Source organism: Enterobacter cloacae complex sp. IR5401, assembly GCF_049238425.1.
Lineage (GTDB): Bacteria > Pseudomonadota > Gammaproteobacteria > Enterobacterales > Enterobacteriaceae > Enterobacter > Enterobacter hormaechei_C.
Genome location: NZ_JBMKHN010000008.1, coordinates 198,894 through 214,451, shown reverse-complemented (window position 1 = coordinate 214,451; position 15,558 = coordinate 198,894). Strand labels below are relative to the sequence as shown.

Here is a 15,558-nt window from a genome sequence, read left to right as displayed (position 1 = left end):
GCGGTGATGAAAATCTTTCGCGGGTGTGTAGTCGCAGCGTTGATGCTGGCGGCGGCGAATCTTCACGCTGCCTGTCGCTGGCCTGCCTGGGAGACGTTCAAGCAGGATTATATGAGCGAAAGTGGGCGGGTCATTGATCCCAGTGACGCGCGCAAAATCACCACCTCCGAAGGGCAAAGCTACGGGCTGTTCTTTGCCCTCGCGGCAAACGATCGCAAGGCGTTCGATCTGCTGCTGGCATGGACGCGCGATAACCTTGCCGAGGGAGATTTAGCCCAACATCTCCCGGCCTGGCTGTGGGGAAAAAAGGACGACGAAACCTGGGCGGTTATCGACCCTAACTCCGCGTCTGATGCCGATATCTGGATTGCCTGGTCGCTGCTGGAAGCCGGGCGGCTGTGGAAAAATCCCGATTACACGCGCACGGGTAAGGCGCTGTTGACGCGCATTGCCAGTGAGGAAGTGGTGAAGGTGCCGGGGCTGGGTTCTATGCTGCTGCCGGGTAAAGTCGGTTTTGCCGAAGAGAGTGTCTGGCGCTTCAACCCCAGCTACCTGCCGCCGCAGCTTGCGAGCTATTTCACCCGTTTTGGCGCGCCGTGGACGACGCTCCGTGAAACTAACCTGCGTCTGCTGCTGGAGACCGCGCCTAAAGGATTTTCCCCGAACTGGGTGAAATACCAGAAAAAGGGCGGCTGGCAGCTGTCGCAGGATGCATCCCTGATCGGCAGCTACGATGCGATTCGCGTCTATCTGTGGGTAGGGATGATGAACGATAACGATCCGCAGAAAGCCCGGCTACTGGCGCGTTTCAAGCCCATGGCGACCACCACAATCAAACAAGGCTTGCCGCCGGAGAAAGTGGATGTAGCAACCGGGAAACGCACCGGAGATGGGCCGGTAGGGTTTTCTGCCTCTCTCCTTCCGTTTTTACAAAACCGGGACGCGCAGGCGGTGCAACGCCAGCACGTCGCCGATCGTTTTCCCGATAATAATGCTTATTACAGCTACGTTCTGACCCTCTTTGGACAAGGGTGGGATCAGCATCGTTTTCGTTTCACCGTGCAAGGTGAATTACTACCGGATTGGGGCCAGGAATGCGCACGTTCACACTGAATCTACTCACCTTATCGCTTGGCCTGGCGCTAATGCCCCTGGCCCAGGCCGCCAACTCCCCGCAGCAGAGACAGCTGCTGGAACAGGTCCGTCTGGGGGAATCCACCCAGCGTGAGGATTTAGTGCGCCAGTCGCTCTATCGCCTTGAGCTGATCGATCCCAACAACCCGGACGTGATTGCCGCGCGCTTCCGCTACCTGTTACGACAGGGCGATACGGCGGGCGCGCAAAAAGAGCTGGATCGCCTGAAAGGAATGGCACCCGATTCCAGTGCCTACCAGTCCTCCCGTACTACCATGCTGCTCTCCACGCCGGATGGTCGCCAGGCCCTCCAGCAGGCTCGCCTGCTTGCCACCACCGGGCACACGCAGGAAGCCATTGCCGCGTATGACAAACTGTTTGACGGTAAGCCGCCCAGCGGCGACATCGCGACGGAGTACTGGAACGTGGTGGCGAAAGAGCCAGCCCGCCGCAACCTGGCCATTAATCAGCTTAAGAAAATAAACGCCAGCAGTCCGGGCAACGTCCCGCTACAGTCCTCGCTGGCACAGCTTCTGTTTCAGAGCGGACGGCGTGATGAAGGGTTCGCGGTGTTGCAGGAGATGGCCAAATCGAATAATGGCCGCAGTCAGGCGTCGGACATGTGGTACCAGCAGATCAAAGATCAGCCGGTCAGCAGCGCCAGCGTCACCGCGCTGCAACAATACCTGAGCGTATTCAGCGATGGCGATAACGTGACGGCGGCGCGCACCCAGCTTGAAGCACAGCAAAAACAGCTCGCCGATCCGGCGTTCCGCGCCAAAGCCGAAGGGTTAGCCGCAGTGGATGCCGGGCAGGGCAGTAAAGCGGTAACGGAGTTGCAAAAAGCAGTCAGCGCCAACCACGCCGACAGTGAAGCCGTAGGCGCGCTGGGGCAGGCCTATTCTCAGAAAGGCGATCGCGCGCGTGCGGTTGCGCAGTTTGAAAAGGCGATCGCCCTCGATCCGCAGAGCGATAACCGGGGCAAATGGGACAGCCTGCTGAAGGTCAACCGATACTGGCTGCTGATCCAGCAGGGGGATAACGCCATGAAAGCCAACAATACGGCCCAGGCCGAACGCTATTACCAGCAGGCGCGCAATATCGACAATACTGACAGCTACGCGGTTCTGGGGCTCGGTGATGCGGCGGCGGCGCGCAAAGATAACGACGCGGCCGAACGCTATTACCGCCAGGCGTTGCGGATGGACAGCGGCAACAGCAACGCGGTGCGTGGTCTCGCCAATATTTATCGCGCGCAGTCTCCGGAGAAGGCGACGCAGTTTATTCAGTCGCTCTCTGCCAGTCAGCGCCGCAGCATTGATGATATTGAACGTAGCCTGACGAACGAGCAGCTGTCAGCCCAGGCTGAACAGCTGGAAAGCGAGGGGAAATATGCGCAGGCCGCAGAAATTCAGCGCCGACGCCTTGCGCTATCCCCGGGCGACGTGTGGATCACCTACCGACTGTCACGCGATCTGTATAGCGCGGGTCAGCGCAGCCAGGCGGATAACCTGATGCGTCAGCTGGCAAGTCAGAAACCGGGCGATCCGGATCAGGTTTACGCCAGCGGGCTGTACCTGTCCGGTAACGATCAGGACCGGGCGGCGCTGGCGCATCTGAACACGCTGCCGCGCGACAAGTGGAACGGCAACATTCAGGCGCTGGCGGACCGCCTGCAAAGTAACCAGGTGCTGGAAACCGCCAACCGCCTGCGCGACAGTGGAAAAGAGCAGGAGGCGGAAACGTTGCTTCGCCAGCAGCCTCCGTCCACCCGTATCGACCTGACGCTGGCGGACTGGGCTGAACAGCGGGGCGATCATGAGGCCGCGAAAACCGCCTACAACACCATTCTGCAACGCGAACCGCAGAACGAAGACGCGATCCTCGGCCTGACCGAGGTCTATCTTGCTCAGGGCAACAAGGAGGCGGCGCGCGCGGCGCTGGCGAAACTGCCCGCGGCACAGAACGGCGAACCGCTCTCCATCAATATGCAGCGCCGGCTTGCCATGGCGCAGGCCGGACTGGGTGATCCTGCCGCGGCCGAAAAGACCTTCAACGCCATTCTTCCGCAGGCCAAATCGCAGCAGCCTTCGATGGAAAGTGCGCTGGTGATGCGCGATGCCGCCCGTTTCCAGGCACAAAATGGTCAGCCTCAGCAGGCGCTGGACACCTGGAAAGATGCGATGGTCTCATCGGGCATCACAACGACCCGTCCGACCGATAACGACAGCTTTACGCGACTCACGCGTAACGATGAGAAAGATGACTGGCTGAAGCGCGGCGTGCGCAGCGATGCAGGCGATCTTTATCGTCAGCAGGATCTGAACGTCACGCTGCAACACGACTACTGGGGCTCCAGCGGCACGGGAGGCTATTCCGACCTGAAAGCGCACACCACCATGCTCCAGGTTGATGCGCCGCTGTCGGATGGACGTATGTTCTTCCGTAGCGATCTGGTCAATATGAACGCCGGTTCCTTTGACACCGATAACGGAACTTACGATCCGACATGGGGTACCTGTGCCGAAACGCCATGTCACGGCAGCACGAACCAGTCGGCTAACGGCGCCAGCGTGGCCGTCGGCTGGCAGAACAAAACCTGGGCGTGGGATATCGGTACAACGCCGATGGGCTTCGACGTGGTCGATGTGGTGGGCAGCCTGAGCTACAGCAACGATTTAGGGCCGATTGGCTACACCCTGAACGCCCATCGCCGTCCGATTTCCAGCTCGGTGCTGGCCTTCGCCGGGCAAAAAGATCCCAATACCGACACCACCTGGGGCGGCGTGCGTGCCACCGGTGGCGGCGTGAGCATGAGCTACGACAAAGGCGAAGCTAACGGTATCTGGTCAAGCCTGAGTGCCGACAGCCTCACCGGAAAGAATGTCGAAGATAACTGGCGCGTCCGCTGGATGACCGGCTATTACTACAAGCTCATCAATCAGAACAACGAACGCCTGACGGTGGGCGTGTCCAACATGCTCTGGCATTACGATAAGGATTTAAGTGGCTATTCGCTGGGCCAGGGCGGTTACTACAGTCCCCAGGAGTATGTGTCGTTCGCCTTACCGGTGAACTGGCGTAAACGCACAGAGAACTGGTCATGGGAGCTGGGCGGCTCCGTCTCCTGGTCTCATTCAAAAACAAAAGATGTGATGCGTTATCCGTTACAGGGGCTGATCCCGGACAATGAGCCAGGCCGTTATACCGATAAAGGTGTGATGGAAACCGGAAGTAGCTCGTCAGGCACGGGTTATACCGCAAGGGCGATTGTTGAACGCCGCGTGACGTCCAACTGGTTTGTCGGTCTGGGCGTCGATATTCAGGAAGCAAAAGACTATACCCCGAGCCATGCGCTGCTCTACGTTCGGTATTCTGCCGCGGGCTGGCAGGGTGATATGGACTTACCACCGGAACCGCTGGTGCCTTATGCAGACTGGTGATCGGATTTTTACTTAATCTAATTGTAAGTCTCTCTTAAAAGTGCAGCTATCGGGTATACTCGGACGCACCAGGTTTACACCCTGGTGCGCCCTGCGCTTCGAGTTTTGTGGAGAGTCATTTTGCGTGTCAGCCGTTCCTTAACGATCAAACAGATGGCGATGGTGTCTGCCGTCACAATGCTGTTTGTCTTCATCTTCTGCGTCATTTTGCTGTTTCACTCCGTACAGCAGAATCGCTACAACACGGCTTCGCAACTGGAAAGTATTGCCCGCTCGGTGCGGGAACCCCTGTCAGCCTCGATCCTGAAAGGGGATATCCCCGAGGCGGAATCCATCCTGAAGCGCATTCAGCCCGCCGGTATCGTGAGCCGCGCGGATGTTGTACTGCCGAACCAGTTCCAGGCGCTGCGGATGAGCTTTATCCCGGAGCGTTCCGTCCCGATGATGGTGATGCGCCTGTTTGAACTGCCGGTGCAAATTTCCCTGCCTCTCTACTCCCTGGAAAGACCGGCTAACCCGCAACCGCTGGCCTACCTGGTGCTACAGGCCGACTCGTACCGCATGTATAAATTCGTCATGAGTTGGGTTGCTACATTAGTGACCACTTACTTACTTTTGACATTAATGCTGAGCGTGGCGCTGACGTGGTGTATCAACCGGTTAATTGTGCATCCGTTGCGCCGCATAGCCCGGGAGCTGAACGACCTCTCTCCACAGGAGCACATGGGGCATCAGCTTCCGTTGCCGCGCCTGCATCACGACGATGAAATTGGCATGCTGGTCCGCAGTTACAATATCAACCAGCAGCGTGTCCTGCGTCAGCAGGAAGAGCTCAGTAGCAACGCCACCCGTTTTCCGGTATCTGATCTGCCAAACAAAGCGTTTTTAATGGCCTTGCTGGAGCAGACCGTCGCCCGCCAGCAGACCACCGCGCTGATGGTGATTGCCTGCGAAACCTTGCAGGACACGGCGGGCGTGCTGAAAGAGAGCCAGCGCGAAATGCTGTTACTGACGCTGGTGGAAAAGGTGAAATCCGTTCTGGCGCCGCGCATGGTGCTCACCCAGGTCAGCGGCTATGACCTGGTGGTGATCGCGCACGGTGTTAAAGAGCCGTGGCACGCCATTACGCTAGGTCAGCAAGTACTCACTGTCATTAATGAGCGGCTGCCCATTCAGGGTATCCAGCTTCGCCCGAGCGCCAGCATCGGTATTGCGATGTACTACGGGGGGCTGACCGCCGAGCAGCTTTATCGTCGGGCTTTCTCGGCCGCGTTCACCGCGCGCCGGAAAGGGAAAAACCAGATCCAGTTCTTTGATCCGGAGCAGATGGAAAAAGCCCAGCAGCGCCTGACGGAAGAGAGCGACATTCTGACGGCGATGGACAATCGCCAGTTTGCGCTCTGGTTACAGCCGCAGGTCAATTTGCGCACGGGTGAAGTGACCAGCGCCGAAGCGTTGCTGCGTATGCAACAGCCGGACGGCACGTGGGAGCTGCCTGAAGGGATGATCGAACGTATCGAGTCCTGCGGCCTGATGGTCACCGTCGGCTACTGGGTGCTGGAAGAGTCTTGCCGCCAGCTTGCGGCCTGGCAACAACGGGGCATCACGCTGCCGCTGTCGGTGAATCTCTCTGCGCTACAGCTGATGCACCCGACCATGGTGCCGGAGATGCTTGAGTTGATCCATCGCTACCGCATCCAGCCCCACACGTTGATCCTGGAAGTCACCGAGAGCCGTTGTATCGATAATCCTGACGACGCTGTCGCCATCCTGAAACCGCTGCGTAATGCCGGGATCCGCATTGCGCTGGACGATTTCGGTATGGGGTATTCCGGCCTGCGTCAGCTCCAGCACATGAAAACGTTGCCGGTGGACGTCCTGAAAATCGACAAAACCTTTGTGGAAGGGCTGCCGGAAGATTGCAGCCTGGTGCAGGCCATTATTCAGATGGCGCACAGCCTGAATCTGCACGTCATTGCCGAGGGTATTGAAACCGACGCCCAGCGTGAGTGGCTGGCTGCGGCGGGCGTAGAGAGCGGACAGGGCTTCCTGTTTGATCGCGCCGTACCGACGGATATCTTTGAGCAACGCTATCTCGCCGACGCTGGCAATAACGCAAAAGTGTAATTTTGTTGCTGGCTTGTGCGAGCCAGCTCAAAGTTCTTAACATTTGTGTTTCAAATTTGAACCCCGTTTATTTCTGTCCTGTTATGTGGGTGTTATTTTAAAGCCGCAGGTTAACCATAACCTTACAAAGCCTGTAGTTTTTCTTTCCAGGGACACCCTATGAAAACCTCACTCTTCAAAAGTCTTTACTTCCAGGTCCTGACAGCCATCGCCATCGGTATTCTGCTCGGTCACTACTACCCGGAGCTGGGCGCGCAGATGAAACCGCTTGGCGACGCGTTCGTTAAGCTCATCAAAATGATCATCGCGCCGGTCATTTTCTGTACCGTGGTGACCGGTATCGCTGGCATGGAAAGCATGAAGGCGGTCGGGCGTACGGGGGCGGTTGCCCTGCTGTACTTCGAGATTGTCAGTACCATCGCGCTGATTATCGGCCTGATTATTGTCAACGTGGTACAGCCTGGCGCGGGCATGAACGTTGACCCGGCCACGCTGGATGCGAAAGCGGTGGCGGTTTACGCTGAACAGGCGAAAGATCAGGGGATTGTTGCCTTCTTGCTGGACGTGATCCCGAGCAGCGTGATTGGCGCGTTCGCCAGCGGAAACATCCTCCAGGTACTGCTGTTTGCCGTGCTGTTTGGCTTTGCCCTGCACCGTCTTGGCAGCAAAGGCCAGCTGATTTTTAACGTCATTGAAAGCTTCTCGCAGGTTATCTTCGGCATCATCAACATGATTATGCGTCTGGCCCCGATTGGCGCCTTTGGCGCGATGGCCTTCACCATCGGGAAATACGGCGTCGGCACGCTGGTACAGCTGGGCCAGCTGATCGTCTGCTTCTACATCACCTGTATTCTGTTTGTGGTGGTGGTGCTCGGCTCCATCGCCCGTGCGACCGGCTTCAGCATCTTCAAATTTATCCGTTACATTCGTGAAGAGCTGCTGATTGTCCTCGGCACATCCTCTTCGGAGTCCGCGCTGCCGCGTATGCTCGATAAAATGGAAAAGCTGGGCTGCCGTAAGTCAGTGGTGGGGCTGGTTATTCCTACGGGCTACTCTTTTAACCTGGATGGCACCTCGATATACCTGACGATGGCGGCGGTCTTTATTGCCCAGGCCACTAACAGCCACATGGATATCTTCCATCAGATTACGCTGCTGGTGGTGCTTCTGCTCTCTTCAAAAGGGGCGGCGGGCGTAACGGGCAGCGGATTTATCGTGCTGGCGGCCACCATTTCGGCGGTGGGCCATCTGCCGGTGGCGGGCCTGGCCCTGATCCTCGGTATTGACCGCTTTATGTCTGAAGCCCGTGCGTTAACCAACCTGGTCGGCAATGGCGTGGCGACGATTGTGGTGGCGAAGTGGGTGAAAGAGCTGGATCACAAGAAGCTTAACGATACGCTGAATAACCGCATATCTGAGGACAAAACCCCCGGTTTATCCTCTTAATCCCTCATAAATGCCCGTATTCCCTTGTGGGGATGCGGGCACCTGCGCATAATAACCGTTCATACCTGTCATAATTCGACAAGATTTTTTTTGGGTATATTTCACTTCCGCCCGTGACGTTTAGCCGAACACGCTGTCTAATCGGAAGGTTTTCATCGTCATCTTTGAGTGCTCACGTCGCGAGACACTCTCTTTAACCAGGAATGTTGATCAGGGGTTCACATGCAGGGCACAAAAATTCGACTCTTAACCGGCGGTTTGCTGATGATGGCAGCAGCCAGTTATGTGCAGGCAGATGCGCTCCAGCCAGACCCGGCCTGGCAACAGGGAACACTGGCGAACGGTTTCCAGTGGCAGGTATTATCCACTCCGCAACGTCCGAGCGATCGCATTGAAATCCGTCTTTCTGTGAATACCGGCTCCCTCACTGAAAGCACCCAGCAGACCGGCTTAAGCCACTTTATTCCTCGACTGGCGCTCACCCAGAGCGGCAGTTTGCAGGCGGTTCAGGTGCGTTCTTTATGGCAACAGGCCATCGATCCGAAACGCCCGCTGCCCCCGGCTGTGGTTTCTTATGACTACACCATGTTTAACCTGAGCCTGCCCAACAACCGTAACGATCTGGTTAAAGAAGCGCTTACCTATCTATCCGATGCCACCGGCAAACTGGCGATTACGCCTGAGACCGTAAACTATGCGTTGAGCAACAGCGACATGGTGGCGACCTGGCCGACGGATACCAAAGAAGGCTGGTGGCGCTACCGCCTGAAAGGGTCCACTCTGCTTGGCCACGACCCGGCAGAACCGCTGAAACAGCCGGTGGATGCAGAGCAGGTGAAATCTTTCTACCAGCAGTGGTACACCCCGGATGCCATGACCCTCATTGTAGTGGGCAACGTGGACAGCCGTGCGGTGATAGAGCAGATCAACAAAGCCTTTGGCGATCTGAAAGGGAAGCGTGAAACGCCTGCCCCTGTTCCTACCTTGTCCCCGCTGCGTCCTGAGACGGTCAGCATCATGACGGATACCGTGCGTCAGGATCGTCTTTCAATGATGTGGGATACGGCCTGGCAGCCGATCCGCGAGTCTTCTGCGCTGCTGCGTTACTGGCGTGCGGATCTCGCGCGTGAAGCGCTGTTCTGGCACGTTCAGCAGACGCTCAGCAAGAACAACGTGAAAGATATTGGCCTGGGCTTTGACTGCCGTGTGCTGTTCCAGCGCGCCCAGTGCGCCATTAACGTGGAATCGCCGGGCGATAAGCTCAATGCCAATCTCGGCGTGGTGGCGAAAGAGCTGGCTAAAGTGCGTAAAGAGGGCCTGTCTGAAGAGGAGTTTAACGCGCTGGTGGCGCAGAAATCCCTTGAATTGCAGAAACTGTTCGCCACCTATGCCCGCGCCGATACCGATATCTTAATCAGCCAGCGCATTCGCTCCTTGCAGAATCAGGTGGTGGATATCGCGCCGGAGCAGTATCAGAAACTGCGTCAGGACTTCCTGAACGGTCTGACCGTGGAGATGCTGAATCAGGATCTGCGCCAGCAGTTGTCGCAGGATATGGCGTTGATTCTGTTACAGCCGAAAGGTGAGCCGGAATATGACATGAAAGAGTTGAAGGCCACCTGGAACGCCATCATGGCGACGGCGCCGCAGCCAGCGCAAACGGCAGCCGATGATTTACATCAGGATGCGAGCGATATTCCGCAGGGCCAGTAAGCCCTGCGTCCCCTCTCCCTGTGGGAGAGGGTTAGGGTGAGGGCATCAGCCCGCCCAGTCCTTAAGCAGGCATCGCCTCGCGCGGAATAATCGCTCCGCGATACTGAATCACCGTGCTGGCCGTTAAATGACCGCGCTGCGCCGCCGCTTCCGGCGTACCTCCCGTCAGACGTACCGCCAGATACCCCGCGCTGAAAGAATCTCCCGCCGCAGTGGTATCGATCACTTTCTCTTTCGCCAGCTTCACCGCCGGGACCTCTGTCACGGCTTCACCTGCAACCGCCACCAGGCAAGACTCCGCCCCACGCTTGATCACCACTTCGCTGACCCCGGCAGCCTGCGTCCGGGCGATGACCTCATCAACCGGTTTTTCGCCCCACAGAGCATCTTCATCATCCAGCGTCAGGAAGGCGATATCGGTGCATTCGAGCATCTGCTGGTAGACCTGCTGCGTCTCTTCGCGGCTGGCCCACAAACGTGGACGGTAGTTGTTATCGAAAATCACCTTACCGCCATTGGCACGGCATTCGCGCAGCAGTGACAGCAGCTTTTCACGGCTCTCCTGGCTCAGGATCGCCAGGCTGATCCCGCTCAGGTAGAGATAATCGAAGGTCGCCAGTTCTTCGCAAATGGCAGCGGCGGCCTCGCTTTCCAGCCAGAATTTGGCGGCCGCTTCATTACGCCAGTAATAGAAGGTGCGCTCGCCGGTGCTGTCGGTTTCGATGTAGTACAAACCCGGCAGGCGGTTTTCCATTCGCTGGATCAGCGAGGTCCCAACGTTTTCACCCTGCCAGGCTTCCAGCATCTGCTGGCTGAAGCTGTCCGTTCCCAGCGCGGTAACGTAGCTCACGCTCAGCGCGTCGGGGGAGACCTGACGGGCAATGTAAACGGAGGTGTTCAATGTATCGCCACCAAAACCGCGGCTGACTTCCGCGCCTTTCTGGGACAGCTCAATCATGCATTCGCCAATCACGGCAATTTTTTTAGACATAGTCGTGAACCTGAACAAAGTAATTAAGGGTAGTGTGCGCTGTGTGTTTTTTATGGTCAACTATATTAAAACGACGTTCCATTATTTTTTTTGAGCCAGCGCGTATTCCGGCATATTTCTGTCATCTTAATTTCATTTTCCCGGTGAATTGAACATAAAGTTCTCACCTGGCGGGCCGATAACTCAGTGACGAGTCCAGAAAGGCTATCCCATACAACAGGACATCCGAAATGAAGTCAGAGCAGGTTATCCAGCGGCTGAGCACTACGCCTGAGGCAAGTATTGAGAACTTGCAGGAGCATCGCTACTGGCTGCAATGTGAGCGAGCGTACACTTATCAGCCCATCTACCGTACCGACGGTCGGTTAATGGCGATTGAGGTGTTAACGGTCGTCACTCATCCATCGAATCCTTCAAAGCGTATTGCACCGGACCGCTATTTTGCGGAGGTTGCCGTGCGTCAGCGTATCGACGTGCTGGAAGAGCAGCTGAGAATGCTGGCGACGAAGCAGGCGTTCTTCGAGCAGCACGGTATTCTGGCGTCGGTGAACGTGGATGGCCCCACCCTGATGGCGTTACGTCAGAATGCGACGTTGCAGGCGCTGATTGCTACCTTGCCGTGGATGCGCTTCGAGCTGGTGGAACATGTTCAGCTGCCGCAGGACTCCTCGTTTGCCTCGATGTGTGAGTTTGGCCCGCTGTGGCTGGATGATTTCGGTACCGGTATGGCCAATTTCTCCGCCCTGAGCGAAGTGCGTTATGACTACATCAAAGTGGCCCGCGATCTGTTTATCATGCTGCGCCAGACGCCGGAGGGACGGAACCTGTTTACGATGCTCCTGCAACTGATGAACCGCTATTGCCAGGGTGTCATTGTGGAAGGCGTAGAAACGCTGGAGGAGTGGCGCGACGTGCAAAATTCCCCGGCAGCGGCGGCACAGGGTTATTTCCTCTCTCGTCCTGTCCCCATGGATACCCTGGAAAAGGTGATAACCAGCCTCTGATCTGCCCGCTTCCCTTTGTCTGAACTATAGTTTTAGAGGCAAGTTCATCAGGAAAGGGGACAACAATGACAAAAACAACCAGGGTGATTTCCTGGACAGCAGGGATTTTCTTGTTGCTGATCGTGGTCTTAATCATCATTATCGCCACGTTTGACTGGAACCGCCTCAAACCGACCATCAACCAGAAAGTCTCAACTGAGCTGAACCGCCCCTTCGCAATACGTGGCGATTTGGGCGTCGTGTGGGAGCGCCAGAAAGAGGAAACTGGCTGGCGGAGCTGGGTGCCCTGGCCGCACGTTCATGCCGACGATATTATTCTCGGTAACCCGCCCGACATCCCCGAAGTAACCATGATCCACCTGCCGCGAGTGGAAGCCACGCTGGCGCCGTTAGCCCTGTTAACCAAAACGGTGTATCTGCCGTGGATCAAACTCCAGCAGCCCGACGCGCGGCTGATTCGCCTGTCAGAGAAAAACAACAACTGGACGTTCGATCTCGCCAGCAGCGGCGATAAAGATCAAAATGCGCAGCCCTCTTCGTGGTCTTTCCGCCTCGACAATATTCTGTTCGATCGGGGGCGGATCGCCATTGACGATAAAGTGAGTAAGGCTGACGTGGAGATCCTCGTCGATCCGCTGGGCAAGCCGCTGCCGTTTAGCGAAGTCACGGGCAGCAAAGCCAAAGGCGATGACAGCAAAGCGGGCGATTACGTCTTTGGCCTGACGGCGAAAGGGCGCTACAACGGCCAGCCGCTCACCGGTAAAGGCAAAATCGGCGGCATGCTGGCGCTCAGGAGCGAGGGCACGCCGTTCCCGGTGCAGGCGGATTTTCGCTCCGGCAATACCCGCGTGGCGTTCGTGGGCACGGTTAACGACCCGATGAACATGGGCGGCGTCGACCTCCAGCTTAAGTTTGCCGGTGATTCGCTGGGGGAACTGTACGATCTCACCGGCGTACTGCTGCCGGATACTCCGCCGTTTGAAACGGACGGGCACCTGGTTGCCAAAATCAACACCGAAAAATCGTCCGTCTTTGACTACCGTGGATTCAACGGCCGCATCGGCGACAGCGATATCCACGGCACGCTGACCTACACCACCGGTAAACCGCGCCCGAAACTGGAGGGGGACGTTGAATCCCGCCAGCTGCGTCTGGCCGATCTTGGTCCGCTGATTGGCGTAGATTCGGGCAAAGGCACGAAGTCTAAAGAGGTTAAAAAGGACGTTCAGCCTGCGGGTAAAGTGCTGCCCTATGACCGCTTCGAAACCGACAAATGGGACGTGATGGATGCGGATGTGCGCTTCAAAGGACGTAAAATCGAGCATGGCAGCACGCTGCCGCTGAGCAACCTCTCGACCCATATCATCCTGAAAAACGCCGACCTGCGCCTGCAACCGCTGAAGTTTGGCATGGCCGGGGGAACCATTTCATCGAATATCCACCTGGAGGGGGATAAAAAGCCGATGCAGGGAAGGGCGGAGATCCAGGCGCGTCGGCTGAAGCTGAAAGAGCTGATGCCGGACGTGGAACTGATGCAGAAAACCCTCGGTGAGATGAACGGCGACGCGGATATTCGCGGCACGGGTAACTCCGTAGCGGCGCTGCTGGGCAGCGGAAACGGCAACCTGAAACTGCTGATGAACGACGGGCTGGTGAGCCGTAACCTGATGGAGATCCTGGGGCTGAACGTCGGGAACTTTATCATCGGGCAAATCTTCGGTGACGACGAAGTACGCGTTAACTGCGCGGCGGCAAATCTGGATCTGGTCAACGGCGTGGCGCGTCCGCAGATCTTCGCCTTCGACACGGAAAACGCGGTTATCAACGTCACCGGTACCGCCAGCATGGCGTCCGAGCAGCTCGATTTAACCATCGATCCGGAAAGTAAAGGCATTCGTATCATCACCCTGCGCTCGCCGCTGTACGTTCGCGGAACCTTCAAAGATCCGCAGGCGGGCGTGAAGGCCGGGCCGCTGATTGCGCGTGGTGCGGTCGCCGCCGCGCTCGCTACGCTGGTGACCCCTGCGGCGGCGCTGCTGGCGTTGATTTCGCCGTCAGAAGGCGAAGCGAATCAGTGTCGGACGATTTTGTCGCAGATGAAGAAGTAGTCCCGTTTCTCCCTCTCCCTGTGGGGTGAGGGATCCCCACAAAATAATGCCTGCACAGACGGCCCCCTCTCCTTTGAGGGAGAGGGCTGGGGTGAGGGGGAACATACGGCTCTGGTGGTCATTCCGTTCACTTTATGTTCCTTGCTACTCTGTCACGACATGACCGGTGAACGTGCCAGGGTGGCTCAGTCGCCACCACCCTGGCGACCCGCCCTCTCGGCGCATCCCCGCGCCTCGCCCCGGCATTCACTTACAGCGCCTGATGCTTCGTCTCATGCGTCAGCAGCAACGCAATCAGCGTCAGCGCTGCCATTGCTGCCAGATAGACACCCACATAGAACAGGCCATAGTTCGCCTGAAGCCAGGTGGCGATATACGGGGCTACCGAGGCGCCCAGAATCGACGAAACGTTATAGGAGAACGACGCGCCGGTGTAACGCACTTCAGTCGGGAACAGCTCCGGCAGCAGCGCGCCCATTGGGCCAAAGGTCAGCCCCATCAGGCTCAGGCCAATCAGCAGATACGCCATCACCAGCGCAGGGCTACCTGAACCCAGCAGCGGCGGGAAGACAAACAGCGCGAACAGAATAATCTGGGAGGTGATGACGATCATGCTTGAACGACGGCCAAATTTATCCGCCAGCAGGCCCGCGATAGGCACCATCACACCAAATCCGATGACCGCCATCATCAGCATCCACAACACTTCGTTACGTGGCAGGCCCAGGCCGACCGGCGCGGCGGCAGTACTGAAGGTCATGGAGTAAACGGTCATGATGTAGAACAGCGTGTAGGTCGCCAGCATGATGAACGTGCCCAGCACGGTCACGCGGAGGTGTTTGGTCAGCAGCGTCCCCAGCGGAACTTTAACCTGCTTTTTCGCCGCGGCGACTTTAGCAAAGACCGGCGTCTCGTGCAGCGACACGCGCACGTACAGGCCAATCAGCACCAGCACGGCAGAGAAGACGAACGGAATACGCCAGCCCCAGCTCATGAACTGTTCATCGGTCAGCAGCCAGGAGAGGAGCAGGAAGGTGCCGTTAGCGAAGAAGAACCCAATCGGTGCGCCCAGCTGCGGGAAAGAGCCATACAGGGCACGCTTGCGCGCCGGAGCGTTTTCGGTCGCCAGCAGTGCCGCGCCGCCCCATTCCCCGCCCAGCCCCAGACCCTGACCAAAGCGCGCCAGCGCCAGCAGCACAGGCGCCAGAATGCCGATAGTTTCATAGGTCGGCAGCAGGCCGATGGCGACGGTGGAGATCCCCATCGTCAGCAGCGAGGCAACCAGCGTCACTTTACGGCCAACGCGATCGCCAAAATGCCCAAAGACCGCTGAACCAATCGGACGCGCAACGAAGGCGATAGCAAAGGTGGCTAAAGACTGTAGCGTGGCTGCCGTCGGGTCGCCCTGAGGGAAGAAAATATGCGGAAAGACAATGACCGCAGCGGTGGCGTAAATATAAAAGTCGAAGAACTCAATGGCGGTGCCAATCAGCGATGCGACGACGACTTTATTGCGCGAGTTGACCGGAACGTGTTCCGCCCCTTCGTTAAGTGTGGTGGCTGTTGCTTGCATAATATTTTCTTATTTTTGG

At 57.5% G+C, this 15,558-nt stretch carries 9 protein-coding genes; 7 read left to right on the top strand and 2 right to left on the bottom strand.

Features of this window, described 5'->3' with window-relative positions; all coding sequences use genetic code 11:
• Positions 1–6: 6 nt before the first annotated feature.
• The 5 genes from bcsZ to ACOTX1_RS14315 all read left to right on the top strand — a co-directional run bounded on the left by bcsZ (position 7) and on the right by ACOTX1_RS14315 (position 9,863).
• Positions 7–1,113: a cellulose synthase complex periplasmic endoglucanase BcsZ gene (gene bcsZ / locus ACOTX1_RS14335; protein ID WP_003861183.1), complete on the top strand. Its 1,107-nt coding sequence runs from the start codon at positions 7–9 to the stop codon at positions 1,111–1,113.
• Positions 1,095–4,577 (top strand): cellulose synthase complex outer membrane protein BcsC, encoded by a 3,483-nt coding sequence (gene bcsC, locus ACOTX1_RS14330; protein WP_059288096.1) that lies wholly within the window; start codon positions 1,095–1,097, stop codon positions 4,575–4,577. Before bcsZ ends, bcsC begins: the two co-directional genes overlap by 19 nt.
• 120 nt (positions 4,578–4,697) lie before the next feature.
• Complete coding sequence (hmsP, locus tag ACOTX1_RS14325) at positions 4,698–6,704, top strand: biofilm formation regulator HmsP (RefSeq protein ID WP_023315002.1); 2,007 nt, start codon at positions 4,698–4,700, stop codon at positions 6,702–6,704.
• Between the two features lie 159 nt (positions 6,705–6,863).
• Positions 6,864–8,150 carry a C4-dicarboxylate transporter DctC gene (gene dctA / locus ACOTX1_RS14320; protein ID WP_023315001.1) on the top strand — a complete coding sequence of 429 codons (1,287 nt, stop codon included), beginning with the start codon at positions 6,864–6,866 and terminating at the stop codon, positions 8,148–8,150.
• A gap of 222 nt (positions 8,151–8,372) precedes the next feature.
• Positions 8,373–9,863 (top strand): M16 family metallopeptidase, encoded by a 1,491-nt coding sequence (locus ACOTX1_RS14315; RefSeq protein ID WP_023315000.1) that lies wholly within the window; start codon positions 8,373–8,375, stop codon positions 9,861–9,863.
• A 61-nt stretch (positions 9,864–9,924) separates the two neighbouring features.
• Here the strand turns inward: ACOTX1_RS14315 and ACOTX1_RS14310 are convergent, their stop codons facing one another.
• The gene (locus ACOTX1_RS14310; protein ID WP_003861191.1) at positions 9,925–10,854 is read right to left on the bottom strand and encodes a sugar kinase; all 930 of its coding nucleotides are present in this window, start codon (positions 10,852–10,854) and stop codon (positions 9,925–9,927) included.
• A gap of 230 nt (positions 10,855–11,084) precedes the next feature.
• On the opposite strand from ACOTX1_RS14310, the gene pdeH reads away from it, so the two are divergent.
• Both pdeH and ACOTX1_RS14300 read left to right on the top strand, forming a co-directional pair.
• Entirely contained in the window at positions 11,085–11,858 is a 774-nt protein-coding gene (pdeH, locus tag ACOTX1_RS14305; protein WP_023314999.1) for a cyclic-guanylate-specific phosphodiesterase, read from the top strand.
• A gap of 65 nt (positions 11,859–11,923) precedes the next feature.
• On the top strand, positions 11,924–13,966 hold the full coding sequence (locus ACOTX1_RS14300) for an AsmA family protein (protein ID WP_017693812.1): 2,043 nt from the start codon (positions 11,924–11,926) through the stop codon (positions 13,964–13,966).
• 250 nt (positions 13,967–14,216) lie between these two features.
• Here ACOTX1_RS14300 and ACOTX1_RS14295 read toward each other — a convergent pair whose 3' ends face one another.
• A complete protein-coding gene (locus ACOTX1_RS14295) occupies positions 14,217–15,539 on the bottom strand; it encodes an MFS transporter (RefSeq protein ID WP_023314998.1) in 1,323 nt (440 codons plus the stop codon).
• Positions 15,540–15,558 lie beyond the last annotated feature (19 nt).

Coding starts and splice junctions, on each gene's coding strand:
- bcsZ (WP_003861183.1), top strand. CDS start 7: ATGAAAATCTTTCGCGGGTGTGTAGTCGCAGCGTTGATGCTGGCGGCG.
- bcsC (WP_059288096.1), top strand. CDS start 1,095: ATGCGCACGTTCACACTGAATCTACTCACCTTATCGCTTGGCCTGGCG.
- dctA (WP_023315001.1), top strand. CDS start 6,864: ATGAAAACCTCACTCTTCAAAAGTCTTTACTTCCAGGTCCTGACAGCC.
- ACOTX1_RS14315 (WP_023315000.1), top strand. CDS start 8,373: ATGCAGGGCACAAAAATTCGACTCTTAACCGGCGGTTTGCTGATGATG.
- ACOTX1_RS14310 (WP_003861191.1), bottom strand. CDS start 10,854: ATGTCTAAAAAAATTGCCGTGATTGGCGAATGCATGATTGAGCTGTCC.
- pdeH (WP_023314999.1), top strand. CDS start 11,085: ATGAAGTCAGAGCAGGTTATCCAGCGGCTGAGCACTACGCCTGAGGCA.
- ACOTX1_RS14300 (WP_017693812.1), top strand. CDS start 11,924: ATGACAAAAACAACCAGGGTGATTTCCTGGACAGCAGGGATTTTCTTG.
- ACOTX1_RS14295 (WP_023314998.1), bottom strand. CDS start 15,539: ATGCAAGCAACAGCCACCACACTTAACGAAGGGGCGGAACACGTTCCG.